The following is a 26,840-nucleotide window of genomic DNA, read 5'->3' as shown; positions in this document are numbered from 1 at the left end:
GCAACTCACGAAACCAAGTGATAAATTAGTTAGTAGGACACCAAATAAAAGAAAACCAAACAAAAAAGGTCAATGACTTAGTGTCCCCTTGTCATAAGACCAAGCAAACTTCAGCATATCAAATATTATGAAAGTGGCAAAAAGCCTAATTGTAGAAGGCAAAGCCAAATCCTAAAGCGGAAAAACGCAGGAATGCTGAGTTTGTTAGTTATTCAGTCCACCTTAGTTATTAACATTCAGTTAGTTAATTAGTTTAAAATTGAAATCTGTAAACTCGATAAAACCTGGTCAACCTCGACCAGGTTTTTGGTATTTTATAAGAAGAATTCAGAACTCAGGAGTCAGAATTGAGTATGAATTGGGATTGCTTGCCATAAACTCCAATTCCCAGATTTCTCACCACATCTCAATAATTAAATAAGTAATAAGTAATGAGTAATGAGTAATGAGTAATGAATCTTACTTATTACTTCGCCCGTGAGGTTCACGCTTTGGGAGAGTTCAATCTGCCAAGTTCAATCCCTTCTCTCAAGAGTGAGAAATGCGGGAATTCAGACTAAGTAAGTTGGTGCTAATATTTCCAGCTATGTTAAGGAATTTTAATGTAGGGTGTGTTGTCGCCAAGCGCCGCACCGTCCACAATCTCAGGTGCGTTAGCCGAAGGCATAACACACCCTACAGCTAATTTATATTTCTTCATATACATTGAATTTTTCTCACCGACTTACTTATGGTGATTTTTTCAGCAGGGAATAAAATAAGACAGCAACATATCCTGCTAGGAGAATTTGATGAAAACTTATAGCTTTTTAAAACAAATTACTACAGCTATTGTGATAGCGACTCTTTCTTTTTCTTGTAAGTCTTCTATTAGCAGAAATACTGAACAAGCAAAAGCAACTGACAAACCACAACCACAACAAAATATTATCTATGGCGATTTAATTATTAAAGAACAATCAGATTATCTGATGATTCCCGTTGCTGTTTCAGAGCAAAACAAAGATAAAGGAATTAATTTAAAAATTTCCCGTTCTTATGAAAATGAAAGAAGTAACCCATTGTATAACATCATCTTTTATCAAAAACAAAGTGGCGAAGCTCATCTTTTATTAAATAAAAAAGACATTATCAACTCCTTCGATTTGTTGGAAATCAAAGCAGCACAAAAGCCAGCTACAAGAGTTTGGTTGTATAAAATCATTGACAAAGACACAAATACAGATACAAAATTCAACAGTGAAGATGCGACTATTGGCTATCTTTCTGATTTATCAGGTAAAAACCTCCAGCAAATTACCCCAGATAATACTCGAATCATCAGTTGGGTTGTTGTTCCCGGTCAAAATGCACTTTTTCTAAAAATTATCAAAGACTCAGATAATAATAAAAAGTTTACGGCAGAAGACAAAACAAATTTTGTGAGGGTGAATCTCGATAAAATCGGTATGGGAACTGAGATAATTACTGACCAAATCGAGCAAGAAATTAAATCATATATTTTTAAATAAGGGAACTCCAAGAAATAAATTATCCAATATTTTGGGGCGGGCATCTTGCCCGCCTTATCGGCTGGGCAGGCGAGGCACTCACTCACTTAGACAAAACCCAATCGCGTAAAAGTTGATTAATTGTATCGGGTATTTCATCATGAGGACAATGACCTGCTGTTAAGAAATGCTCTGTGAGTTGAGGACAATATTGGCGAAATTTTTGAGAACGTTCTCTAGTATTCATCCAAGGATCGGCTTCTCCCCATAACATCAACAAAGAACAAGTTAATTGCTTTAATAGCACATCAACTTTTTCCCCTTGAGGACTGCTAAAAACTGAAACAAATACATCCAATGCACCTGCATCAAAAGCAGGACGATAAATTTCTTCTACCAATTGGTCTGTAACTGCACTTTTATCAAGATATACTTTTTCTAAAGTTTGGCGAATTACCCAACGTTGTCGCACATATTGAAATAACACAAACTGAGCTAAAGGTTGTTGAAAAATCCACTTAACTGAATCACCCAAGAGTTTCTCTAAAGAAGAGGGTTGCTTGGGTGGCTGAATTTCGCTTTGCAAAGCTTCAGGTTCAGATGTGGGCTGGCTTTCGCTAAAAGGCCCGGCACTATTTAGCAAAACTAAACCAGCTACGCTGTCGGGACGTTGGGCGGCAACACATAAGCAAGCGTAACCACCAAGGGAATTACCTGCTAATACTGCTTTTTGACCAATCACTTCGCTGATAAAATCATGGAGTTGATCGCGCCATAAGTCGCCACTGTACTGCAATTTTGGTTTTGCCGATCGCCCGAATCCCAAAAGGTCGATCGCAAATACTTCAAAATCTTGGCACAATCCTGTGATATTCTTGCGCCAGTGGTCTGTAGAAGCACCAAATCCATGTACCAAAAGCAAGGGCGGACGTTGCGTTTGTTTCTCTCCCGCACGCACGTAGTAAACGTTGTGCCCGCGCCACTGCCAATATTTACCAGGAATTGGAGTTGTAGAGGGGGCTGTAGTTGCCTGCATGATTTAAAGAAATGTTAAGGAGCTTTTAATAATTGTAGGCTAGGTGGGGGAGTGGTGACTGGAGACAAAGGGGATGAGCTATGACAAATGACAAATAACAAATGACGAAAGAAATTACAGGGAAAACTAAATTACTAGGAGTCATTGGACATCCGGTGGAGCATTCACTGTCACCAGTGATGCATAATGCAGCGATCGCACAATTAGGATTAGATTACATTTATCTACCTTTTCCGATTGAACCACAAAATTTAGAGGTGGCGATCGCAGGTTTCGCGGCTGTTGGGGTTGTGGGCTTTAGTGTGACAATCCCTCACAAACAGGCAATCATCCCTTTACTCTCAGAAATTACGCCCCTGGCTCAAACTATTGGTGCAGTGAATACTGTTAGCCGCCAAAATAACCAATGGGTAGGCACAAATACAGATATAGAAGGATTTATCGCTCCTTTACAGACAACATATAAACAAGATTGGAGTCAGAAAGTAGCGGTAATTTTAGGCAATGGTGGTGCAGCCAGAGCAGTTGTAGCAGGTTGTATTCAGCTAGGTTTTGCCCAAATTCATGTTGTTGGACGCAATATGCAGAAATTAGAAGAATTCCGCAATAGTTGGAGCAATTCATCCCTAGCCGAGAAATTCCAGGTTCATCAATGGGAGGAATTACCAAAGCTCATTCCCCAAGCCAATCTGCTGGTAAACACAACTCCGATTGGGATGTATCCCAAAGTTGATGAATCGCCTTTGAGTGTAGAAGAAATAGCAAATTTACCAACGGGTGCGATCGCTTATGATTTAATATACATTCCTAAACCGACGCAATTTCTCCAACAGGCACAAAAACAAGGCGCAATTGCAATCGATGGATTAGAAATGCTAGTTCAACAAGGGGTAGCAGCATTAAAAATCTGGTTGCAGCAGGAAACCTTGCCTGTAGAAGTAATGCGCCAAGCATTACAAAATCATCTGGGCTTAGGGAAATGAAATTTTTATAGGACAATACAGTTCAGATAAACCCAAAACACTTGTAGAGACGCGATTTATCGCATCTCGAAAACCCAAAATTGTTGCCAGTAGCCCGTAAGTTAGTGAATAACATTCCTCTAAGTAGGTAGGCACAAATTAACCTAATAACTATGTAACCAAATGTAAAATAGTCAAAGTCCTTGCGATTGCAACCCTTGGAGACACACTCGCGTTCGTTACACTCTGTTTAACTCGCAATGACATACTTATAAATTTTCCCACCCACCTACTTACTGAAAACTTTTTTGATAGTTCAAAAATTATCATGGCTCAATCAAAAGCCATTTTATAAACTTCTAAATCTTTGCGATCTTTAATAATTTGTTCTCCCCCATCTCCCTCAAACGACTACGAACCAGTGGGCATTATCTGTGGTTGCAAATAGCAAATCAAATCTTGAATTCCCTTTTGGAGATAGCGCGTCACTGTCATTGGGCTAGTGCCAATGTTTTTAGCCGCATCCTTGCGAGAAAGTTCCTTCAAAAATACCATTTCAACTGCCATACGGGGCTTTTCTTCCAACATATTGATTGCGCCTTGGAGTTGTTGGCGTTCTTCTTCTTGTTGCAGAAGCACATGAGAACGAGGACAAGGAAGTGCCTCACCCAAGGTTATTTGACAATCAACATAGTTAACTGCGGTTGCATCTAAACTCAAAGGCATCCGGTTTTGAGCCGCTAACTTGGTTTCTTGCCATTCTTGCACAGATACCCGGAGTTGGTTGGCAATTTCAGCATCCTTGGGCGGGCGACCTAAAGAGATTGACAAGTCCTTGCGAATCTTTTGTCCTTCATTGTACAATTCTTGCCAACGACGAGGAATTTTTAATAGAGTACTGCGATCGCGCAAAAAGTGCAGCATCTCACCGCGAATGTATGGCACTGCAAAGGAACTAAAAGCATATCCTTGGCTAGGGTCGAAGCGCTCAATTGCCCTAATTAAACCAAAATAACCAATTTGTTCTAAATCTTCATAAGGTTCGTTACATTGATGGCTAAACTTATGAGCCATCTTTCGCACTAAGCCAGTATGTAACTGTACAAGTTTATTACGAAGTTTAATAGAAGGATTCTGGTGGTACAAGTGTAATAATTCTATACCATCAGTTCGTAAAGAGGACTCACTTGTTGCCATATACATTACCTTTGTTGTAACTCCTAATTCCTGGGAAAATGGAGCTGCGTATATTTTCTTCTAAGCTGTTATTATTTTGCTGAGTCAGGGAAAAATAAGCTATCGTCGTTTCACTGAACTTGTTAGGGGTCTAACTCCACAATTCAGTATTTGTACGCATGATTTTGCGAACCCCTCTGTTACAGGTGATTTTTGCTTTTTATATAATTCTGAATGGTAAATAATCTTTAGCTTTTGCAACAAAAACTAGCTATTTATGCTGAAAAATGCATGACTGACATAATACGCATCTGTCATGCTCAGTGCAGGTGGATCGGTACTGAATTAATCGCAAAATAGGTTGCAATGAAGGTTAAAGAGTATGCTATCAGTATTAAAAAGGCTGTGAAATACTCAAAAGCTGACGACTCTAATTTTCAACAACAAAGCCGTCCTTCAGATTTGACAACGATAGTAAATCCTTGTCCGTTAACGGCAAAGATTGGTAAGAATAGGAATAAGCAGAACGTTTTCCTAAAAAACAGTTTTTCAATATGAGCAATACCAGTAATTTTCGTGAAGCTATCCGTGAGGCTAAATCTCACGCCCTTGTTGGCCCAAACGTGATTGCCAACGCCCTCCCCTATGTCGGTGGTGGATTGGTGCTAACGGCATTAGGAACCTACGGCGGTTTGGGAGTTATCCGTACTAACCCCGAAATATTCTTTCCCACCTTCATTGGTGCGGTGATTTTGGAGTTAATTTTGTTCTTTGTTGCCCAAAATGTTGCTCAAAAAGGTAATAAGGGTCTTGCGTTACCCCTGTTGGCAACCTACAGCCTGTTGTCTGGATATACTCTCAGTGGCTTGGTGTATGTCGCTTTGAGCCATAAAGGTGTTGGCATTCAAGGCATTGGGTTGGCTGCCCTTGGTTGTGGTGTCACCTTTATAGCTGCCCGTCAAATTGGTTCAAATCTTTCTGAACAAGACGGCATGGCTTTGACGAAAACCATTAATCTTGGTGTCATTGCCTTGGTGGTTGTGTGCCTTGCCCAATTCGGCTTTGCGATGTTTGGTGTTTATACGCCAAATTGGTTAGAAATTGCCATCTCCGGTTTAGGAGTATTCCTATTTGTTGGAGTTTCTGTAGTTGATTTCTACATCTTGCCCCGCACTTACAGCGATGACCAATATCTCCCTGCTGCTTTGTCGATGTACCTGACTTACATCAACTTATTTGTCTTTATCTTGCGCTTGCTAATTGCCATCAATGGCCGCGATTAATTGTCTGTAAGCAATAACACAAGTAAAGTTTTATAAGATGAAACCGTGGTTAAATTTTTCGCAACCACGGTTTTTTTCATCCGTTTAGCAGTAATATATGTAGACTAAGTTAAGCCTCAAGTGAGCAAAACTATGCTTGAACTCTTAAGTATCAAAACTGAAGTAGAAAGGTTGTCTAATATCTTGACGAAGGCTGAAGGCTGTCTTTGACCTGACAGAACTGTGTGCAAGAATTGAAGAGTTGAATCAATTGATTTCTCAACCTACTTTCTGGCATAATTCTGCCAGTTGTTATCAGATACTTCAAGAAATTGATTTCCTCAAGGCTACAAAGAAACAATATCAGCGATCGCACTTCATTCTAGAAGATATCAAAGCTGCACTAGAACTACTAGAATTATCTGCTGATGAGGAATTGTTGCAAGAGGCACAAACCAACCTTATCCAACTCCAACAAGAACTCGAAATAGTAGAAATACAACAATTTCTGTCCGATCCCTGCGACCAAAAGGGGGCATTTCTCACTATTAATGCTGGGGTTGGTGGCGTAGATGCTGAAGATTGGTCATCTATGTTATTGCATCTGTATTACCGTTGGGCAGTAAATCATAATCATAAAGTACATCTAGTGCAAGAGTCAGCAGGTGATTTAGGAGGGTTCAAACATGCAACCCTAGAAATTACAGGGCGTTATGCTTATGGCTGACTAAAATCGGAACAAGGAACTCATGCAAGAATAGAGCGAATTTCTCCTATTCATGGCAATGGCAAACGGCATACTTGCCTAGCCAGCGTAGAAGTCAGCCCGATTTTAGATGAGTCTATTAATTTTGAGATACCAGAGAAGGATTTAGAAATTACCTTGCCCCGGCATCGGGGGAATGTTAACCGCCCAGAAACAAGGGTGCTGTTGTTTCACATTCCTACCGGGATTAGTGTATTTTGTAAGGAGGAGCGCAGTCAGATGCAAAACAAAGAGAAAGCCTTAGCTATTCTCAAGAGTAAACTGTTTGCGATTGCACAAGCCCAAGGTGTCCAGCTTGACGAAATTCAACCCCGGCTGATAAAATCCCTATCCAACAAGCTCATCCGTGAATATATCTTACATCCTTACACCAAGGTGAAAGATTTACGTACCAATGTCGAAACACCTGCTGCGACAGAGGTATTAGACGGTAAGATTGATTTTTTGATTAAAGCCTATCTGCAACAGCTAAATCACGCTACTTCAGTGAGTAAAGAAGCGCTTGATAATTTCAAGTAACTTTTGTAACTAGTGCAGAAAAAATTTGCCCAACTACAGCTAAAATCAAGAAATAATCAGTAGAATAAAGAGCAATTTTTTAATCCAAAGCGCTCTATCTATCATTCAGCAAGCATTATGGATGTCCTAGAACTCAAACGCGAAATCGAAACGTTGTCTGGCCGCCTGGGTAAAACCCAGGACTATCTTTGACGTACCTGCACTGACAGCCAAAATTCAAGACCTCGAAAAAATATCATCACAGCCAGAATTCTGGAATGACCAAACCGAGGCCCAACAAACCCTGCAAGAACTCAATGACCTGAAAGCCCATCTCCAGCAATACGATCGCTGGCACGCCAATCTAGAAGATACTAAGGCAGTTGTTGAGTTGTTGGAGTTAGAAACCGATGAAGCACTACTCCAAGAAGCAGAATCTACCATCACTAAACTGAATCGCGATCTCGATCAGTGGGAGTTACAACAGTTACTTTCTGGCCCCTATGATGCGGAAGGTGCTGTACTGACCATTAGTGCTGGTGCTGGTGGTACAGATGCTCAAGACTGGGCATTTATGCTAATGCGGATGTACACCCGTTGGGGCGAAGCTCACGGCTATAAGGTAACTTTAGCAGAAGAGTCGGAGGGTGATGAAGCCGGAATTAAATCGGCAACCCTAGAAATTACTGGTCGCTATGCTTATGGTTATTTGCGATCGGAAATGGGTACACATCGCTTAGTGCGGATTTCACCTTTTAATGCTAACGGTAAACGACAAACCAGTTTCGCAGGGGTGGAAGTGATGCCACAGATTGATAACTCTGTGCAATTGGATATTCCAGACAAGGATTTGGAAATCACCACAACTCGCTCTGGCGGTAAAGGTGGACAAAACGTCAACAAAGTAGAAACTGCGGTGCGGATTGTTCACCTTCCCACAGGTCTTGCCGTGCGCTGTACAGAAGAGCGATCGCAGCTGCAAAATAAAGAAAAAGCCCTAAATCGTCTCAAAGCAAAGCTGTTGGTCATAGCTAAAGAGCAACGCGCCCAAGAAATTGCCGAAATTCGCGGCGATATGGTAGAGGCCTCCTGGGGAAACCAAATCCGTAACTATGTATTTCATCCTTACCAAATGGTGAAAGATTTGCGTACAACCACGGAAACAACAGCGATCGGCGATGTGATGAATGGTGAACTTGATACATTCATCCAAGCTTATCTGCGCCAAGAAAATAAGCTGGTAGAAAACACTCTGGCATAGAGGCGCTCATTACATAACACCCCAACTGCTAAGGCGTTTCCCTGAGAAACGCCTTAACAATATATGGGCAATACGCTTGGGATAAGCTTTTTTCTCCCCCTGCCTCAACGGATAAATTTCTTAACCCAAAAAGCGTATTGCAATATATAGGCGATCGCAATTCTATGTCCAGACCAACTGTTACAGTTATAAAAGAGTCTGTAGACAAATAAATATGAGCAACTCACCTTCAACAGAACCCCAACCTAGCTACGTAAAACTCGGCATGCGAAATATGGTGCGGAAGGGTGGAACTTCCCTAAAGCATTTTGGATTGACTGCCGTAGGGCTTTTAGCTCTGCTTGTTGGTCTTGCTTATCTTACTCACTAATCAACAAACCGTAAACCTCAGACGAGGAGGCTATATGCCCCTGAGAGTTGAATTATATGTAGAAGAGTATTTTTATGAGTTGTCCCCGACAACATCTGTAAAGATTGAGGACACTCATGCCCGAATTACTCCTGAAACTTGGGAAAACTGGTTTAATCACTGGTTAGAAATACTTCACCCTCAAATCCCACCAGCGCCAAGTTATGAAATCGGGCTGCGTTTGACAGATGATTCGCAAATTCAAGAACTAAATGCCCAGTATCGTCAGCAAAATAAACCGACAGACGTTTTAGCATTTGCAGCTTTGGAGGTGGATTTTCCTCAAAGCAAAGAAATGCTTGCTTCTGTACCATTATATTTAGGTGATATTATCGTATCTGTAGATACAGCACAACGACAAGCTCAACAACAAGAACATAGCTTACCAACCGAGCTAGCCTGGTTAGCTGCTCACGGTTTATTGCACTTATTAGGCTGGGATCATCCTGATGAAGAGAGTTTGGAGCGAATGTTAGAACAGCAAGTAAAATTGCTGAAGGGAATAGGTATTGCTATTGACATAGAATAGCAGTAATTACATATCCCTTAATGTTAATTTGGGGTAATACTTTTATAATACTTTTGTGCAAAATTGCTTAAAGATTGCCTCAAAGTTAATTTCGCCATTAAGATCGGCGAATATTCCCACTGTAGCAACTCTGTTCTTGTGTTTTTAAGTCTATGTCCCAAAAAATTTCTTCATCACCAACGCCCACCTCGTTACAAACACTGGTGTCTAACGAACGGGAATTTTCCTGGAAAGTAGCCTCTAATTTATTTGTTAGCTTTAAATATGCCTGGGCTGGAATCAGCTATAGTTTTCAGACTCAACGTAATTTTCGCATCCATATCAGCGTTTGTGCTTTAGCGATCGCCTTAAGCGTTTTTTTGCATCTGCAAGCGGTAGAAATAGCGGTAATTGGGATAACTAGTGGTTTAGTTTTGGCATTAGAGTTACTAAATACAGCGATCGAGTCCGTTGTGGACTTAACCGTTAAGCAGACATACCATGATTTGGCAAAAATTGCTAAAGATTGTGCAGCTGGTGCAGTGCTTGTTTCTGCTTTGGTAGCGATGCTAGTAGCTAGCATCCTATTACTCCCTCCTCTCGTAAAGTTAATTATATCGGCTTTGTAGACGTGATTTGCGTAGGTGTCGCCCAATCCAGGCATCGCCAAATTACTCAGTCAGAGGATCGCACTCTGTCTGCTCTCCTTTGGAGAAATATATTGAAAATTTAAATGTTGCGATGTCTACGATGGGCTATGCCAACACGCCAAACATCCTGACTAAAGGTTTACTTGGTAATCTTTATATTTATGCCGTGGAGTAGCCGCTTAATGCCTACGCGTCCACATCAGCGTTATTTTTATACTTAACCAACAAATAGTATGAGATACTTATCCATGCTTTTTGCAACTGATAAGTAGTAAAAACCAGGAGTGATAAGCTTTGATTATAGTTATCGACAATTACGACAGTTTTACATATAACTTAGTGCAGTACTTGGGAGAATTGGCAGCAGAATTCCCAGTAGCAGATGATATTAAAGTTTTTCGTAACGACAAAATATCCATAGATGAGATTCGGGCATTAAAACCGCAAGCTGTAGTTATTTCTCCTGGGCCTGGTCGCCCGGAAGATGCTGGCATTTCTTTAGAATTGATTAAACAGCTAGGACAAGACTTACCTATTTTGGGTGTCTGTTTGGGACATCAAAGTATTGGTCAAGTGTTCGGTGGTAAAATAATTCCGGCTCCAGAGTTGATGCATGGCAAAACCTCTCAGGTTTCTCACACTGGGGTGGGGGTTTTCCGGGGATTAGAAAATCCTCTAACTGCCACTAGGTATCATAGTTTGGTAATCGAACGTGAGACTTGCCCAGATGTGTTAGAAATCACCGCTTGGGTTGAAGATAACACCATTATGGGAGTGCGACACCGGAACTATCCTCACATTCAGGGCGTCCAGTTTCACCCAGAGAGTGTCCTGACATCTTCAGGAAAACAGTTATTGCGAAATTTTCTGGAACAGTTATAGTCAAGAGCATAATTAATGAAACGACGACAGTTGATGGGCTATGCTGGAGCGGGGTTGGTAACGGCTTTGCTTACTACCTTGGGTTCTGAATCTCAAGCTGACGCACAATCTAGCGGTTTATCAGTTCAGTGGTTGGGTCATACTTGTTTTCTTTTTACTGGTGGCGGTGCGAAAATTCTCGTCAATCCATTTCGGACAGTCGGCTGTACTGCTAAGTATCGTCCACCAAAAGTTGCAGCAGATTTGGTACTGATTAGCAGTCAACTGCTGGATGAAGGGGCTGTGGACATACTACCGGGAAATGCAAAACTCATCTACGAACCAGGAGTTTACGAGTTCAAAGGTATTAAGTTTCAAGGAATTGCTATAGACCACGATCGCAAAGGTGGTAAGCAGTTTGGCTTAAATACAGCTTGGAGTTGGAAGCAAGGCGGAATTAATATCCTACACTTAGGCGGAGCCGCTGCACCCATTTCCATTGAGCAAAAAATCCTTATGGGGCGTCCCGATGTAGCATTTATTCCAGTTGGAGGTAGCGCAAAAGCCTACAATGCTGAAGAAGCAAAGCAGGCTGTACAAGTGTTAAATCCCAAGTTGGTGATTCCGACCCATTACCGAACACAAGCTGCTGATGCTGCTAAGTGCGATATTTCGCCACTGGATAATTTTCTCACGTTGATGCAAGGTACGCCAGTGCGGCGTAGCAATGGAGATAGTATTTCCATTAGTCCTGGTAAATTGCCGGAAAAGGGAGAAATTCAGGTTTTGAGTTACAAATTTTGAATAAAGGGGACTGGTGATTGGGGACTGGGAAAGAACCAGAGGAAGCAGGGGGAGAATAATGACTCCTGCCTCCATCTTCTGAATTCTGATCTTAGAACGTATACCACTCTCCGGTCAGCTTATCTGCATCGCTAATGGGGTTATCAACGGCTGTGGTTCCATCTATAGTCCAAATGGTGTCTGCACCTGCTGTCTGATCGCGCCAGTAGATATCGGTCTTACCATCGCCGTTGAAGTCACCAAGAGATGGGGTCAAGGCTGCGTTATTAGTAGGTAGGAAAGCTTGAGTTGCAACTGTTGTGCCATCCATCAACCAAGCAGTGTTCTCACCAGTGGTTCCATTATGCCAGAAGATATCGGTCTTGCCATCACCGTTGAAGTCACCAATTTTGGAAGTCCAAGCTGAGTCAAGTGTCCCTAGAGTACCTTCTGTGACTAAGATACCATTCATTGTCCAAACTTTGTTCTCACCTGTTTGAGCGTTTCTCCACAGAATGTCAGTCTTATAGTCGCCATTGAAGTCACCAAAGGTAGGAGTCCAGGCAGCATCCTGTGATTGCAGCGCCAATTCAGTCTTTTGTGTGCCATCCATAAACCAAGCAGTATCAGCACCGGTTGTCGGATTACGCCAGAAAATGTCGCTCTTACCATTGCCGTCGAAATCAACAATGCTAGGAGTTAGCGCTGGGTCTGTTTTATCTAAAACAGTTGCACTCAGAACTGTGGTGCCATCCATCTCCCAAATGGCGTTCTCACCGGTTGTAGCATTATGCCAGAAGATATCGGTTTTGCGATCGCCATTGAAATCCCCAATTTGAGGAGTCCAAGCTGGGTCAACGCTAGTTAGAGAAGCCGCAGTAGCAACTTTGGTTCCATCCATCAGCACAATACTATTCTCACCAGTTGTCTTATTGCGTAATAAGAAATCGGTTTTGCCATCAGCATTGAAGTCAGCAATTTTGTAATCATAGGCGGATAGGTCGAATTTACCTAGAGAACCCTGTTCCAAAACTTTTGATCCATCCATTAACCGAATGATAATCTCACCAGTTGTAGAATCCACCCAAACTTTGTCTGTTTTACCATCACCGTTAAAGTCAGGAGTAATCGCCGCACTAGTTATATAAGGATTAGGATTGGGATTTGCTGACGTTTTAACAGGTGTGGTCGTCGGTTCACTTTGTAGTGATAGTGAGGAACTACTACTCCCAAGCCCCAAATTAGTATCTAAACTACTAAGAGAATTTGTCAATATTTGTGATTTGGCAAAAGAATCTGATGCCCATTGAGTTGTATTCAAAGATAAGGGTGAGGAATTTGCAGTTCCAGGCATGGTGTATTTTTATGATTGGTTATTATATTCTTTTAACTTTTTGTAATCATATCTTTCTGTAACGAAATAACATTTACCAGGGTTTCAATATTTCTTTATAACTATTTTTTCTTTATTAATGTCAATGTTTGAAAATAAATATTTTTTGTTTTAAACTATTATTCTAAAATTTTCAAGTTCTATATAAGCAATTGCGAAATATTTTTTGTATTTGATAGATATATAATTATTTGTAGATAAAAAGCGATCGCTACAATATTCCTAATAAATTTGTATGGTTTTAGCTTTGTTTTCCTGGCACTTTCTCAAGTATTGGCTGAAGCTCCATTATTTTTTATTTTGTGAACAAGCTTAGATAAAAAATAACCTTGACCACCAGCTAAACCTAAATTTGAGCTATCTAATTTAACCCAATAAAAATCAAACGCTATAGGGTTTTTGCTCGTACTGGGATGTATTTCCCAATGCCGCCAAGTAAATGGTGTAGGCTGAGTTAATTCGAGATGATAAACATAACGTTCTTGAATTTCATTGCGATAGGGAGTCATATTGTATTGATAAATACCCAATAACTCAATAATACGAACTCCCTTAACACCAGATTCTTCATAAACCTCTCGCAGCACAGCTTCAGATGGCTTCTCACTTTCTTCAATTGTCCCAGCAGGTACTTGCACGCCAGCTTCAGGAAAATCAGCATGTGTAAACACCATTAATTCATCTTTATTGGTTACGTAAGCGATCGCTTTTTTTGTTGTAAGTTGAGTAGACATATTTTTTGCTATGTGTTGTTAGATTTAGGAAATACTAGAATTTTTATAAGGGAAACGTTTAAAAATTATTTCATGAATATCCTAAATCATTCAATAACAACAAGCTCCCGGACTTCTTTAAGAAGTCCGGGAGCTGAGTCTTTCGAGATAATTGATTATTCTCTAATGATTTTTGGCTTGAGTGGAAACAAATATTGGTTAGAATAACTTAGATTAGCAACTATTAAGAAGCCTGAACTGTGCATCTGCTAGTTGCTAAAAGTATAAAATAATACAATTTAAAAATATCAGCTATGCAAGCAGAATATCGGCAGCGTCGTGAGCAATTAATGGCAAAAATTGGTGATGGTACAGCCATTTTTCGCAGTGCGCCTATGGCAGTAATGCACAACGATGTCGAGTATGTTTATCGTCAAGACAGTGATTTTTTCTACCTGACAGGTTTTAATGAACCACAGGCAGTAGCAGTTTTAGCGCCGCATCATTCAGAACATCGGTTTGTGCTGTTTGTCCAACCAAAGGATCGCGAAAAGGAAGTATGGACTGGCTATCTTTGTGGAGTAGATGCAGCGAAGGAAATTTATGGTGCTGATGAAGCATACCCAATTAGCGAGTTAAATGAAAAGCTACCGCAGTATTTAGAAAAAGCTAGCCGGATTTACTATCATTTAGGACGCGATCGCAATTTCAACGATCAAATCATCAGACATTACCAAAGTTTATTGCGGACTTATCCGAAGCGCGGTACTGGGCCGATCGCTATTGAAGATACTGGCCCTGTCCTCAACAGTATGAGATTGATCAAAAGCGAAGCTGAAGTCGAATTGATGCGTCAAGCAGCAGCGATCGCTACAGAAGCACACAATTACGCCCAAGAAATCGCCGCACCTGGACGTTATGAATATGAAATACAGGCGGAGATGGAACGCATCTTTCGAGTACGGGGTGGCTTGGGGCCCGCTTATCCTTCCATTGTGGCTTCTGGTGTGAATGCTTGCGTACTCCACTACATTGAAAATAATCGTCAAATGCAGGATGGAGAATTACTGCTAATTGATGCCGGTTGTGCTTACGGTTATTACAACTCTGACATTACCCGAACATTTCCTGTGGGTGGTAAATTTACGCCAGAACAAAAGACACTGTATGAGATTGTTTTGGAGGCGCAAAAACAAGCGATCGCTCAAATTAAACCAGGTAATCCCTTCAAATTAGTTCACGATACAGCAGTACGCGTCCTCACGGAAGGTTTAGTTGAACTTGGCATTCTCAAAGGCGAAATTGATAAGTTAATTGAAGAAGAGAAATATAAGCCATATTATATGCACCGTACCAGTCATTGGTTAGGTTTGGATGTCCATGATGTGGGGGTTTACCAGCATGGTGAAGACAAATCGCAGATTTTGCAACCAGGTCAAATTTTGACGGTAGAACCGGGAATTTATATTGTGCCAGATACCAAACTAGCAGAAGACCAACCAGAGACCGATCCTCGATGGGTTGGCATTGGCATTCGGATTGAGGATGATGTGTTAGTTACATCTGATGGATATGAGGTGTTAACTGCGGGGGTTCCTAAAGCAGTAGACGAAATAGAAAGATAAAATATAGGGATGGTGTGTACCATCCCTAAGAAAAACCCTGGCGATTGAAATCGCGGCTATACAGACAAAACCCACCTGCGTGGGTTTGAAATTTTTGATTTTGTATTAGTCCACGGAAGTGGACTACCCTGCGGGAAGCCGCAAAGCGTCTATGCTTGTGTAGCCGCGATTTCCAATCGCCCAATACTTTTAAAACTCAAACTCTAAGGGGAAAATCGCGGTGAAAGTAGAACCAACATCTACCTGTGAGACTAGGTTAATTTCACCCCGCAGTAGTTTCACCAACCGCGAGACGATCGCTAATCCTAATCCTGTACTATCAGGAAGATAGGGGCGATCGCTAGAACTCACCCGAAAATAGGGTTCAAATATTTGGGCTTGGTTTTCGGGGGCAATGCCAACTCCAGTGTCAGAAACCGCGATCGCCCATCTCTGCTTCTCCAACACCTGACACATGATAATAACAGTCCCCGACTCTGTATAACGAATTGCATTACTAATAAGATTTGTGACAATCTGTTGCAATTGAAAAGAATCTGTTAATGGTTTTTCGGGAGCGCGATCGCAATCTACTACGATTTGTAAATTTTTCCCTGCACCCAAAGGTTCCAACATTTCACAAATATTATCAATTAATTCATGCACATTGGTAGGCGCTAATTGGATTTTTATCTGCCCTGCTTCATAGCGCGAAAGTTCTAGCACATCATTGATTAAATGGAGTAATTGTCTACCATTGCGTAGTACCCGCTCAATATGTTCTAAATTGGTATAGTTATCTTTTATTTCATCAGTCTTGCGTCGCTGTTGGCGTAAAAACAGATCCGAGTAGCCAATAATGGAAGTTAAAGGATGTTTCAATTCGTGGGCGAGTTGGGAAAGATATTCTTGATTGGCGCTAATTAAGCGCGTCAGTTCCTCATTATGAAGCGTTAATGATAACTGCAACTGCTTTAATTCTCGTAAGCGTTCCTCAACATAACTTTTAAAACATCGAGCGATCGCTTCATCTACAATCGCATCAATCAAACGCATGGAACGAATTATCTCTACAGGTGTTCCCTCTAATAAATCTGCTTGTAGAGCATCAAATATTACTGTCCGTAGCAGATGATATTCTCTAGCAATTTCTGCTGGATCAAAGCCTTGTTCGGCTCGAATAGCTCCATGCTGAAAACTGGCATTAACCATTGACTGAATATCATTATCCTGAGATTTTGAAAGCACTGTCACCATCGCTTTCAAAACATCAGGAATGTGATCCTTTACCGATGTATAAGATAATTCATCAGCACTTTCAATCCGTCTATCCTCGCGAACAGCTAAAATCCATTTATCAAGGATGATGTCAGTTTTTTCAGCCAGTAGTTGACTAAAATCCATTATGTTAAATTCAGCTAAGAGATAGATGAGTAAACTTGCATATCCAAATAGTTTAACGACTAGAATAGTGCTTTAACAAAAACAGTGATATATTTCACCCACCAAAAGAAATAGATTTTATAAAATCTTTTGTTGGTGAGATTATGCTTGATTCCCTAAAATTCAGGGTATGCGCTTGATTGATGTAACAAAATAGAGCATAAGACAAATACTTTCACGTAAGCATTGATGTTATATTATGTATATCAATGTTATGCTGTACATAACTTTGTATTTAATTAGAGTAAGTCAGCCTAATCTAGCAGATCGCAAGTGCGTGACGTTGGAGCGGAGGAACCAAATTGTGGGGCGTATCTCAAAGAAAGTGAGGAGTTGAGAGTGAGGAGTTATTTTACTAAATTAATTAACTCATAACTCATAACTTTCTTCAGAAGGGCATCTCTCAGCCCTAGCCCGTCAGCTAACTTCGTAGGCATTGAGAGGAGACTGAAGAGACGGCATTTTTATAATGTTCCGATCTCATCGGTGTCCAAGGCTGGTACTGCTCAAATTTTTTGTACCTGCACTTAAATCTGTTGAGGTCGTAAATGATATTTCAACTAAATATAGCAGCGATCGCAGCGATCGCCGCGCAAGCGACTTGGAAAAAGACAAAACCTGTCATCCTTAGAGATGTCTTCATTCTACCTGTATTGGGCTTTTTGGGAATAATTGTGTTGTGGTGGATTATTGCACTTGCCAATCATGAATTAATGCCCACTCCACCAGAAGCGCTAATCGCGAATCTAGACTACATCTTAAATCCCTTCTATCAAAGAGGCCCAGGTAACTTAGGAATTGGTTGGCTGTTGATTGCAAGTCTGCGCCGGGTATTACTGGGCTTTTCGTTAGGTGCGGTAGTAGCGATTCCTCTGGGGTTTCTAATTGGTATGTCCAGACCGGCAATGCTAGCACTCAATCCCATCATTCAAATTTTTAAACCAGTATCGCCTCTAGCTTGGCTACCCATTGCCTTAGCAATTTTCAATTTAGCAGAACCTTCCGCCATTTTCGTCATCTTTATTACCTCCTTGTGGCCGACAATTATTAATACCGCCTTAGGAGTTTCTAGCGTTCCTCAAGATTATTTAGATGTGGCACGAGTGTTAGAAATGCCGCGTTGGCGACGGATTACAAAAATCATTTGGCCTGCAAGTTTGCCGTATATTTTTACAGGTTTGCGAATTAGTTTAGGCATAGCTTGGCTAGTAATCGTTGCCGTAGAAATGCTGACAGGTGGTATTGGTATCGGCTTTTTCGTCTGGGATGAGTGGAGTCGTTTAAACCTGAGTTCAGTCTTTTTAGCTGTGTTTATAATTGGCTTAACTGGGTTAATTTTAGATTACGCCGTGGGCAAAATTCAAGAATTAGTCACCCATCGTCCTAGAACTTTCAACTAGTTAAACGGGATTTTAGATTTTAAATTTTAGATTTTGGATTGAAGAATTTAAAATCCAAAATTTAATAATATCTGTTCGCGCAGCGTCTAAGGGAACTCCAATAAATATTGTGGGGTGGGCATCTTGCCCGCCCTATCTATGGACTGGGCGGGCGAGACGCCCACCCCACAAGAGTTAATTGAATATTTTTTTATTTGTCAGTCCCTAATCGAACAAATCTAAAATCCAAAATCCAAAATCCAAAATTGATCCACCAATGGAGCTATAAAAATGGGTGATAATAACTGGACTCGACGAGACTTTATTAAAGGAATCGGAGCAACCACAACGGGAATAGCGTTATCTTCTTGTGCGATTTCAGGAGATAGATCCGCTAAAGGACTAACAGAAGAAGCCTTAGCTGTACAACCAGTAGTTAGATCCCAAGACTTAGAAAAAGCTGATATTACTGTTGGTTACGTTCCCGTTAATGATTGTGCGCCATTTGCGATCGCTTGGAAAAAAGGCTTCTTCCGCAAATATGGTTTGAATGTCACACTCAACCGCGAGGCCAGTTGGGCTACTTCCCGCGACGGTTTAATATTTGGTCGCTTAGATGCTTCGCCCGTTGTATCTGGTGCTGTTACTAACGCCAGAATTGGTGCTGAAGGCGCACGCCACGCCCCCTTGTGTGCAGCCATGACCATTCATCGCCACGGTAACGCCATGACCATGAATAAAGCCATGTGGGATTTTGGGCTGCGTCCGTGGTACGAATATCAACAACAATATGGCGATGGCGCACTAGAAGCCTTTGGGCGAGATTTTCGAGGCTACTTTGACAAGCAGCCGCCAGAAAGCAGGGTTTGGGCGGTAGTGCTGAGTTCCGCAATTTACGAATACTTTGTCCGCTACGTATCCGCCGCCGCAGGTGTCGATCCTCTCAAAGAATTTCGGATCATCATCGTTCCACCTCCCCAAATGGTAACAAACGTGCGGATTGGTGCGATGCAAGCTTACATGGTTGCAGAACCCTGGAATACGAGAGCAATTACAGGTAATGAAAACATCGGCTTTACTTTCGCCCAAGGTAAAGAAGTCTGGTTAGGACACCCAGATCGTTTGTTAGGAGTGATGGAATCTTTCATTGACAAATATCCTAAAACTTATCGTTCCCTTGTCAAGGCGATGATTGAAGCTTGTCAATATTGTAGCAAAGTAGAAAACCGCCAAGAGGTAGCCGAACTACTTACAGAACGTTCATTTACAGGTGCTAGACCAAAAAAGAAAGATGCCCCAATTGCCAAATTTACAAGTCCGGGAATTCTTGGTAACTATAACTATGGCGGCTTTGACGGCAAAGATCGCACCATCCAAGCCGCTGACACCACGATTTTCTTTGATATCCCTGACAACATTCCCCAACAGCCAGGAGAACACTCAACATTTCTATGGAGATCCAGAAGTATGTGGTTAATGACACAAGCAGCGCGGTGGGGACAAATTCATCAATTCCCCAAAAATGCCGAGAAAATAGCTGCACAAGGTTGGAGAACAGATTTATATCGGGAGATAGCATCAGAAATGGGCATCAAATGTCCCAAGGATGATTACAAGGTTGAACCACCAGAAGTATTTATAGATAAGAAAGGCTTCGATCCTAGCGATCCGGTCGGCTATCTGAATAGTTTTGCCATCAGGGCCAACGCTCCCTCTCGTTTTTTCATGTCTTAAAATACCAAGTTTAAATTTTGATTGATTGAGTAAATTATTTGCGGAGCATTGGATGATGGAATATACCTCATTACCTATTAATACTCAGAACCAAGTTCTGCCCCGCCCTGTATTTTTAGAAATTGAAAATTTAGTCAAGTCTTATCCGACACCTGATAAAGATAATTTTGTCGTCTTAGATGGAGTTAATCTGACGATTGGTGAAGATGAATATATTTCTGTAATTGGTCACTCCGGTTGTGGGAAATCAACTCTATTAAAGATAGTAGCTGGTTTAGAAAAAGCAACTTCCGGCTCAGTCAGGCTAGATGGCAAAGAAATTCGTCAGCCGGGAGCCGAAAGGATGATGGTATTTCAGAACTATTCGCTGTTACCTTGGTTAACAGTGAGAGAAAATATCCGTTTAGCCGTAGATGAAGTGTTAAAAAATGCTAATCGATCTGAAAAAATTAGCATTGTAAATCAACACTTGGCAATGGTAAACTTGACGGCGGCGGCTGACAAATATCCCGATGAAATTTCTGGAGGTATGAAACAACGAGTAGGTATTGCCAGAGCCTTAGCAATTCGTCCCAAAATGTTACTAATGGATGAACCTTTTGGGGCACTAGATGCACTAACTCGTGGTAAATTGCAGCGTCAGGTATTGGATATTTGGGAAAATAATCGTCAAGCAGTAATGATGATTACCCACGATGTAGACGAAGCAATTTATATGTCCGATCGCATCGTCTTGATGACCAATGGCCCAGCTGCTACTATCGGAGAGATTTTAGAAGTTCCTTTTGATCATCCACGCGATCGCGCCGCCATGCGAAATTCAAAAGAATATTTTGAACTCCGCAACCACGCCCTAAATTTCCTGGATCGATATTTTGCCCAAGACGAGTAAATTAGATTATCATTTTTTTTAGTGGGTAGCCTAATTCAAATTCATGAAAGCTGGATTTGGAACGGAGGAACCATATTGTGGGGCGTATCTCATAGAACATGAGGAGTTAAAAGTCAGAAGTTAAGAATTATTAATATTAACTCAGCACTCACCACTCAGTACTCAGCACTCCTAAGAGAGAGACACCTTCCAGTCTTAGCCCGTCAGCTAACTCCGTAGGCAATGGAAGGAACCCCCAAGATTTTGGCTGTAATACAGTTATTATTGGGGTTTCCTTGACTGATTTCAGATTTGAGATTTTGGCGATCGTCACTCAATCTAAAATCCAAAATCTCAAATCTAAAATTTGTCCCCCTGCTTCTCATTGCTAATTCATTTCATTAGGAGAAGTAAAGCTGTGCAAATCAAACCAATGTTAGCACGTCTGCAAAGTGCAACAGGTCGAGATGACTTAATTGAACAAATGGTACTCGTGCCAGAACCAAAAAAACCTTTTTCTGAAAAACCTCAAAGCTCCAAAGCAGTTAACTTAATTGTTGCTTATGACGCATCTCCCAACAGTCATACAGCACTAGATATTGCCTTTTGGATTGCCCATCAAACGCGTTTAGCTACTAATGCAGAAGTTACAGTTCAAGCCGTTTATGTGTTAGAAGATAATCAAAGTAATCAGTATTCAAATATCTTGAGTTTTCCAACACAACAGTTTCCGTTGGAATGTCAAGTTAGTGAAGTATCAAAATCTGTCACACAGGTATTAACTCAACCCAAATTGCAGACTGTGGTAACTCCCCTGCAACAAGCAGATATAATTCTCTGGCAAGCGCGAAGTTTAGCTGAAGAATGGCAGGGTTCCTTTAAATCTCATTTGCGGTTTGGCTGTATTTCTACAGAACTTAGCAAAGTTGTTGAATCAGAAGCGGCTGATATTCTGTTTCTAGGTTGCAACTCTGTCAATCATCCGATGATTGAGGCTCTAGGTTCTAATTTTCCCTGTGCCGTTTTGGGTATTCCCAGTAGTATTGATGAATAATCACTCTTTAAAATTTCAGTAATTTTTGTCAATTTTGCTCTGAGAAAAGTCACCTAAAACTAGGTGGCTTTTTTAGCTATAGAAACGTTTTAGTGTTTTTGAGGATTTTGAGCGTGAAACTTTCCAAATTAAAGGATATTTACCCTGCATCAATAAAGTTGTATTATTAAGCGCTAAAAGATATAGAAAGATAGAAGTTGATGAAAAAGAATAACTTGTCTGTACCAGAGTCAACAAACAATTTCTTGCAATCACGTCGTTTACGATTATCTTTTCTCTATTCTGTACCGATTGGGATGTTAGGAGGGTTAATTGGTTTGGGTGGGGCAGAGTTTCGATTGCCGGTTCTTGCGGGCATTTTAGGTTATTCAGCACGGCAGGCTGTACCTCTAAACCTAGCTGTTAGTTTGGTAACAATTGCTGCATCCTTGGCAATCCGAGGTAGTACACTTTCTTTTAGCTTAGTGATTCCGTTGTTACCTGCGGTCTTCTCCTTAATTTTTGGAGCCGTTATTACAGCTTTTTTGGGGGCAGCGATGGCAGGAAAACTCTCAAACGAGCAGCTTGAGAGAATTATCTTAGTGTTATTGGTATTAATTGGTATTGCCCTGATAGTCGAAAGCTTTCTTCCTCAACAAATACCAGCCCTTCTACCCCCTACTTTAGGCTGGCGCATTCCAGCAGGTGTTTTGTTTGGCTTGGCAATTGGATTGGTGAGCAGTCTGCTTGGAGTTGCAGGGGGTGAAATAATTATCCCAACACTTGTTTTTGCTTTTGGTGCCGATATTAAAACAGCCGGTACAGCCAGTCTTTTGGTCAGTTTACCAACGGTACTGGTGGGTGTTATTAAATATGCTAGTCGGGGAGCGTTTGCAGACCGAGCAGCTTTGAGCAATACCGTTGCTCCTATGGGAGTTGGTTCGGTTATTGGAGCCGTCGCTGGAGGATTGCTTGTTGGGGTGATTCCACCAACAGTACTAAAGTTCACACTGGGGGTAATCTTGAATATCTCCGCGTTTCGGGTTTTCCGCAAAACTAAATCCCAAGATTAATGACTTAACTTTTAAAGTATTTTATAGAAGCTTTTACGGAGTGGAATTGCATCGTAAATAGGAGCATCCCAAATGTGTAAAAACATAATTTGTCATTGCGAGTGTAACGCGGTGAAGCAAAGCAATCGCAAAGTACAGATATTGCGATTGCTACCCTACAGGTTCTCCGAAGGAGTACATTACACAACTTTTACAGACACTACCATGCTTGTGGCAGGAGACTAGTAGCCAATCAGATGTAAAACGTCGCGTAAGACGCTATAACCAGCTAAATCCCAAAGCAAATAGGCAAGAAAGCCAATTGCTGCCAAGCGACCATTCCAAATTTCCGCTTGAGGAGTAAAACCAAACAAAAATGCATTGCGAATAGATACTTAAATAAATTTAAACTCCTTGGAAGCAAACTTGTATTTAAATATAATCACTTGCTATAAGTTAAATAATTAAAATTCAAAAATAGCGGTACATAATTAATAGTAGTTGGCAATTTTATTAATATTTTTACCGAAAGAAGCTAAAAGTTATATCTTACGCTGTATGATAATTTCAGCCTTTGGAGAGATGCTTTAAATAGCTAAATTCTACGATTCTGATCTAAAGAGTTAGGCATTGCCATAGGTAAAAACAATAAATACTAAGAGTTGCTTCTCAAGAAATTCTTAATTCCCCAAATTTAAACTTAGAAAAAGGAAATCCAATGCTCCAAAGTACGGAAATCATGGTGGGACTCTACAAACCACTACTATGGATAGCACAGACTCAGGTAGATGGCTCAAACATCACGCCAGCACAGGCATCGGTTCTTACTTCTGGGCCGCGCTTTTTTGTAGCTTTAATCTCCGGCGTGATTCTAGCCTTTGCTTTCCAATTAGTTCTAACTAATCTCTCCCTTGCAGCCGGTATTTCCTACCTGGGGCACTCATCTGACTCGGATTCAGATAATGGGGAAGTAGGTAGTTTGGGCGGTAGTATTCGCAAAATCGGCACAGCAGTAGGGATTTGGACATTAGTCACTGTGACGATCGCCTTATTAATTGCTTCTTTCCTTGCGGTAAAATTGAGCCTGGTAATCTTAGATCCAACCTTGGGAGCGATTCTCGGTTTGGTGATTTGGGGTGCTTACTTTCTGATCCTCGTTTGGGTAAGTTCCACCACCGTAGGCTCCTTAATCGGCTCAGTTGTCAATACGGCAACATCTGGGTTTCAGGCGATTATGGGGACTGCTACAGCCGCCTTGGGTGCTAAAGCTGTAAATAATCAAGTGGTAGCCACAGCAGAAGCCGCCGCCGCCGCTGTCCGTCGAGAACTCGGAAGTGGCATCGATCCTGCGAGTATCCGGGAAAACATTGAAGATTACTTAGAAAAGATCCGTCCTCCAGAACTCGATGTGTCAAAGATTCGGAGTGATTTTGAAAATTTACTCAACGATCCGCAATTAAAAGCGATCGCTGGGACTCCAGATATCCGCAACATCGACCGCCAAAAGTTCATCGAGTTAGTCAGCAGTCGCACCGACCTTTCCAAAAAAGACGTTAGCCGCATTGCTGATACTTTGTATAAAGTTTGGCAGCAAGTGGTAAGTCAGCAACCAGCTACCGAAGACCGTTTGGGTGAGTTAATCGATTATCTAAAATCACTTCCACCGGGACAAAGCAAAACAGACGAACTCAACGCCAAGCTGGAACGGTTATTAGCAGAAAAGGGTGGTTCCAAAGAATCTGACCAAAAAACCGCTACCGGGCCAATTCAAAGTACACTCCAGCAAGGATTATCTGCCTTAACCGGCATTGTGTTAGGACGCACAGATTTGTCTGATTTGGATGTGGAAAAAATCTTGGGTAGTCTCACCACCGCCAAAGATAAGGTTACCCAACAAGCAGATAAACTAGGGTTGCCCACACCATCACAACCCTATAGCCCAATTCGGGCTGATATCGAAAACTACCTCTACAATACTTATGCTTGGCAACTGAGTCCAGAAAGAATTGCCCAAGAATTTCATGATGTCATCTACGACCCAGCAGCCGACCCTGGAATCGTCCGCAGAGAACTAGAACGACTATCCCGCAATGATTTCGCTAAAATTTTGCAGCAACGGGGATTGCTTACCCAAGGTCAAATTCAGCGCATTGCAAATCAGCTAGAAACTGTTCGCCAAGAAGTGCTAATAACAGTCAGAGCTAGTGAAGAAAGAGATATAGTCCAAGACTTACAACGCGCAGTAGAAAGTTATTTGCTGGTTACTCCGAAAGCAGATTTGACACCCGAAGGCATTGAGCAGAATTTTAAACCACTGCTGGCAGACTCAGAGGCAGATTATGAAACCCTGACATTGCGACTGGCTCACATTGAACGCCAAGAAATTCGGGAGATATTGCTACAACGTAATGATGTCCAGCTATATGAAGTAGACAGCATTCTCGACGAGTTGGAAAAACAACGCGATCGCGTCTTGGTAGAATCCAAAGGATTAGCAGAACAGGCACAATATCAGGCAGAAACCCTGTGGCTGAATGTAGAATCATATCTGCGTAACACCGGCAAATCAGAACTGAATCCTGATGCTATCCGCGCCGACTTCAAAAAGTTACTGGAAGATCCGCAAGCTGGAATTAGCTCAATTCGGGCGCGCTTGTCTCGCTTTGACCGCGACACCTTAGTGCAATTGTTGAGTCAGCGAGAAGATTTGAGTGAAGACCAAGTTAATCAAATCATCAATGCTACTGAAGAGTCATGGCATAGTATTCGCCACACACCCCAAGCTGTAGTCGATAAAGCGAAAGAGCAATACGACTCGGTGACGACAACGATCGCAGATTACTTACGAAGCACTGGTAAACAAGAACTCAATCCAGAAGGTATTCAGCGAGATTTGACCAAATTGTTTGAAAATCCCAAAGAGGGAGCCGTCGCCCTGCGCCGTCGGTTGTCGCAAGTAGACCGGGATACACTGGTTAAATTGCTCAGTCAACGCCAAGACTTGAGCGAACAACAAGTCAATGAAATCATTGATTCCACCCAAAATTCGATTCGTAACTTTGTGCGCGCGCCTCGTCGCCTAGCTAGCCGTACACAACAAAGAGTGGAAACATTCAAAGGTTATCTGGAAGAATATCTGCGTCAAACTGGCAAAGAAGAACTCAATCCAGAAGGTATCAAACGCGACTTGCAATTATTGTTGCACGATCCGCGAGTCGGCGTAGAAAGTTTTGGCGATCGCCTTTCTCAGTTTGACCGTGATACCATCATCGCCCTGCTGAAAATTCGGGAAGATATTTCTGATGAAGAAGCAGCAAGGATTGCCGATAGCATCGTATCCGTAAAGGATCAATTTGTCGAACAAGTACGGAACATCCAACGCGGCATTCAAGATGCAATTGATGGGGTTTTTGCTCGTATCCGTAATTATCTCAACTCTCTGGATCGCCCAGAACTTAACTATGATAGTATTAAGCGCGATGTTCGCACATTTTTTGACGATCCTCAAGCAGGATTTGATGCTCTGCGCGATCGCCTCTCCTCTTTCGACCGTGATACCCTAGTGGCAATTATCAGTTCTCGTGAGGACATCTCCGAGGAAGATGCCAACCGGATCATCGATCAAATTGAACGGGCACGCAACACAGTATTGCAACGTGCAGAACGCATACAGCAGGAAGCCCAACGCCGCCTAGAACAGGTGAAGCATCAAGCACAGCGGCAAGCAGAAGAAACCCGCAAAGCCGCAGCGACAGCAGCGTGGTGGTTATTTGCCACAGCATCCGTCTCCGCCGTTTTCTCTGCATTAGGAGGAGCGATCGCTGTAATTAAGCTGTAGTTAAACAAGTTGTCTCCGCTAATTTTTAAGCCTCCTATACTAGGAGGCTTTTCTATGTTTGGATGTCATTTATCCCGAAATATATTGGCGAATTTTATCTGTGTATGCCTTTCAATAT

22 protein-coding genes, 2 pseudogenes and 2 riboswitches are annotated in these 26,840 nt (G+C 41.6%); of the genes and pseudogenes, 17 read left to right on the top strand and 7 right to left on the bottom strand.

All coding sequences use genetic code 11. The features are described from left to right. The first annotated feature begins 791 nt into the window (after positions 1-791). Positions 792-1,511, top strand: a complete 720-nt coding sequence (locus V7L31_RS06735; RefSeq protein ID WP_334695522.1) for a hypothetical protein — start codon at positions 792-794, stop codon at positions 1,509-1,511. Positions 1,512-1,593: 82 nt separating this feature from the next. On the opposite strand, the gene V7L31_RS06730 is transcribed toward V7L31_RS06735, so the two are convergent. Further along, positions 1,594-2,526: an alpha/beta fold hydrolase gene (locus V7L31_RS06730; RefSeq protein ID WP_334695521.1), complete on the bottom strand. Its 933-nt coding sequence runs from the start codon at positions 2,524-2,526 to the stop codon at positions 1,594-1,596. 101 nt (positions 2,527-2,627) lie between these two features. On the opposite strand from V7L31_RS06730, the gene V7L31_RS06725 reads away from it, so the two are divergent. Continuing rightward, positions 2,628-3,509, top strand: coding sequence for a shikimate dehydrogenase (locus V7L31_RS06725; RefSeq protein ID WP_334695520.1), 882 nt, complete (start codon positions 2,628-2,630; stop codon positions 3,507-3,509). A gap of 390 nt (positions 3,510-3,899) precedes the next feature. Here the strand turns inward: V7L31_RS06725 and V7L31_RS06720 are convergent, their stop codons facing one another. Further along, positions 3,900-4,685 carry an RNA polymerase sigma factor SigF gene (locus V7L31_RS06720; RefSeq protein ID WP_334695519.1) on the bottom strand — a complete coding sequence of 262 codons (786 nt, stop codon included), beginning with the start codon at positions 4,683-4,685 and terminating at the stop codon, positions 3,900-3,902. Between the two features lie 533 nt (positions 4,686-5,218). Between V7L31_RS06720 and V7L31_RS06715 the strand changes: the two genes are divergently transcribed. The 8 genes and pseudogenes from V7L31_RS06715 (at position 5,219) to V7L31_RS06680 (ending at position 11,683) form a co-directional block, all read left to right on the top strand. After that, on the top strand, positions 5,219-5,947 hold the full coding sequence (locus tag V7L31_RS06715; RefSeq protein WP_334695518.1) for a Bax inhibitor-1/YccA family protein: 729 nt from the start codon (positions 5,219-5,221) through the stop codon (positions 5,945-5,947). A gap of 132 nt (positions 5,948-6,079) precedes the next feature. Beyond that, positions 6,080-7,211: pseudogene (locus V7L31_RS06710) on the top strand (PCRF domain-containing protein). Between the two features lie 117 nt (positions 7,212-7,328). Next, positions 7,329-8,451 (top strand): peptide chain release factor 2 gene (gene prfB / locus V7L31_RS06705; RefSeq protein WP_334695517.1). Its coding sequence is split into 2 segments (ribosomal slippage): positions 7,329-7,400 and positions 7,402-8,451, totalling 1,122 coding nucleotides; the frame shifts between segments, so codons are not numbered across the junction. A gap of 214 nt (positions 8,452-8,665) precedes the next feature. After that, positions 8,666-8,821, top strand: a complete 156-nt coding sequence (locus V7L31_RS06700; RefSeq protein WP_334695516.1) for a DUF3285 domain-containing protein — start codon at positions 8,666-8,668, stop codon at positions 8,819-8,821. A 40-nt stretch (positions 8,822-8,861) separates the two neighbouring features. Next, a complete protein-coding gene (ybeY, locus tag V7L31_RS06695) occupies positions 8,862-9,389 on the top strand; it encodes an rRNA maturation RNase YbeY (protein ID WP_179068961.1) in 528 nt (175 codons plus the stop codon). A gap of 152 nt (positions 9,390-9,541) precedes the next feature. After that, on the top strand, positions 9,542-9,997 hold the full coding sequence (locus V7L31_RS06690) for a diacylglycerol kinase family protein (protein ID WP_292843743.1): 456 nt from the start codon (positions 9,542-9,544) through the stop codon (positions 9,995-9,997). 315 nt (positions 9,998-10,312) lie between these two features. Beyond that, positions 10,313-10,900, top strand: a complete 588-nt coding sequence (locus V7L31_RS06685) for an anthranilate synthase component II (protein ID WP_334695515.1) — start codon at positions 10,313-10,315, stop codon at positions 10,898-10,900. A 15-nt stretch (positions 10,901-10,915) separates the two neighbouring features. Continuing rightward, positions 10,916-11,683: an MBL fold metallo-hydrolase gene (locus V7L31_RS06680; RefSeq protein WP_334695514.1), complete on the top strand. Its 768-nt coding sequence runs from the start codon at positions 10,916-10,918 to the stop codon at positions 11,681-11,683. A gap of 91 nt (positions 11,684-11,774) precedes the next feature. Here V7L31_RS06680 and V7L31_RS06675 read toward each other — a convergent pair whose 3' ends face one another. Together V7L31_RS06675 and V7L31_RS06670 are read right to left on the bottom strand one after the other, a co-directional pair. Further along, a complete protein-coding gene (locus V7L31_RS06675) occupies positions 11,775-13,016 on the bottom strand; it encodes an FG-GAP repeat domain-containing protein (protein WP_334695513.1) in 1,242 nt (413 codons plus the stop codon). 305 nt (positions 13,017-13,321) lie between these two features. After that, positions 13,322-13,789, bottom strand: a complete 468-nt coding sequence (locus V7L31_RS06670) for an NUDIX hydrolase (protein ID WP_334695512.1) — start codon at positions 13,787-13,789, stop codon at positions 13,322-13,324. Between the two features lie 293 nt (positions 13,790-14,082). On the opposite strand from V7L31_RS06670, the gene V7L31_RS06665 reads away from it, so the two are divergent. Then, on the top strand, positions 14,083-15,393 hold the full coding sequence (locus V7L31_RS06665) for an aminopeptidase P N-terminal domain-containing protein (RefSeq protein ID WP_334695511.1): 1,311 nt from the start codon (positions 14,083-14,085) through the stop codon (positions 15,391-15,393). A gap of 189 nt (positions 15,394-15,582) precedes the next feature. On the opposite strand, the gene V7L31_RS06660 is transcribed toward V7L31_RS06665, so the two are convergent. Then, positions 15,583-16,776 (bottom strand): sensor histidine kinase, encoded by a 1,194-nt coding sequence (locus V7L31_RS06660; RefSeq protein WP_334695510.1) that lies wholly within the window; start codon positions 16,774-16,776, stop codon positions 15,583-15,585. A 280-nt stretch (positions 16,777-17,056) separates the two neighbouring features. Next, a riboswitch (cyclic di-AMP (ydaO/yuaA leader) is annotated at positions 17,057-17,266 on the top strand. A 97-nt stretch (positions 17,267-17,363) separates the two neighbouring features. Here V7L31_RS06660 and ntrB point away from each other — a divergent pair. From ntrB to V7L31_RS06645, 3 genes are all read left to right on the top strand, one after another. Beyond that, a complete protein-coding gene (gene ntrB, locus V7L31_RS06655; RefSeq protein ID WP_334695509.1) occupies positions 17,364-18,215 on the top strand; it encodes a nitrate ABC transporter permease in 852 nt (283 codons plus the stop codon). 270 nt (positions 18,216-18,485) lie between these two features. Beyond that, on the top strand, positions 18,486-19,928 hold the full coding sequence (locus V7L31_RS06650; protein ID WP_334695508.1) for an ABC transporter substrate-binding protein: 1,443 nt from the start codon (positions 18,486-18,488) through the stop codon (positions 19,926-19,928). Positions 19,929-19,983: 55 nt separating this feature from the next. Then, complete coding sequence (locus V7L31_RS06645) at positions 19,984-20,820, top strand: ABC transporter ATP-binding protein (RefSeq protein ID WP_334695577.1); 837 nt, start codon at positions 19,984-19,986, stop codon at positions 20,818-20,820. 17 nt (positions 20,821-20,837) lie between these two features. Next, positions 20,838-21,057: riboswitch (cyclic di-AMP (ydaO/yuaA leader) on the top strand. Here V7L31_RS06645 and V7L31_RS06640 read toward each other — a convergent pair. Beyond that, positions 21,024-21,149: a hypothetical protein gene (locus V7L31_RS06640; protein WP_334695507.1), complete on the bottom strand. Its 126-nt coding sequence runs from the start codon at positions 21,147-21,149 to the stop codon at positions 21,024-21,026. It overlaps the preceding riboswitch by 34 nt. Before the next feature lie 83 nt (positions 21,150-21,232). On the opposite strand from V7L31_RS06640, the gene V7L31_RS06635 reads away from it, so the two are divergent. Both V7L31_RS06635 and V7L31_RS06630 read left to right on the top strand, forming a co-directional pair. Continuing rightward, entirely contained in the window at positions 21,233-21,853 is a 621-nt protein-coding gene (locus V7L31_RS06635; protein ID WP_334695576.1) for a universal stress protein, read from the top strand. Between the two features lie 200 nt (positions 21,854-22,053). Continuing rightward, positions 22,054-22,905: a sulfite exporter TauE/SafE family protein gene (locus V7L31_RS06630; RefSeq protein WP_334695506.1), complete on the top strand. Its 852-nt coding sequence runs from the start codon at positions 22,054-22,056 to the stop codon at positions 22,903-22,905. Positions 22,906-23,126: 221 nt separating this feature from the next. On the opposite strand, the pseudogene V7L31_RS06625 reads toward V7L31_RS06630, so the two are convergent. After that, positions 23,127-23,270, bottom strand: a pseudogene (locus V7L31_RS06625) (high light inducible protein); the annotation flags it as partial. A 332-nt stretch (positions 23,271-23,602) separates the two neighbouring features. On the opposite strand from V7L31_RS06625, the gene V7L31_RS06620 reads away from it, so the two are divergent. Then, complete coding sequence (locus V7L31_RS06620; protein WP_334695505.1) at positions 23,603-26,722, top strand: MFS transporter; 3,120 nt, start codon at positions 23,603-23,605, stop codon at positions 26,720-26,722. Positions 26,723-26,840: the final 118 nt, after the last annotated feature.

Source organism: Nostoc sp. (assembly GCF_036916655.1).
Classification (GTDB): Bacteria; Cyanobacteriota; Cyanobacteriia; order Cyanobacteriales; family Nostocaceae; genus Nostoc.
The sequence above is the reverse complement of the archived record's forward strand: the minus strand, read 5'-3'. Positions and strand labels throughout refer to the sequence as shown.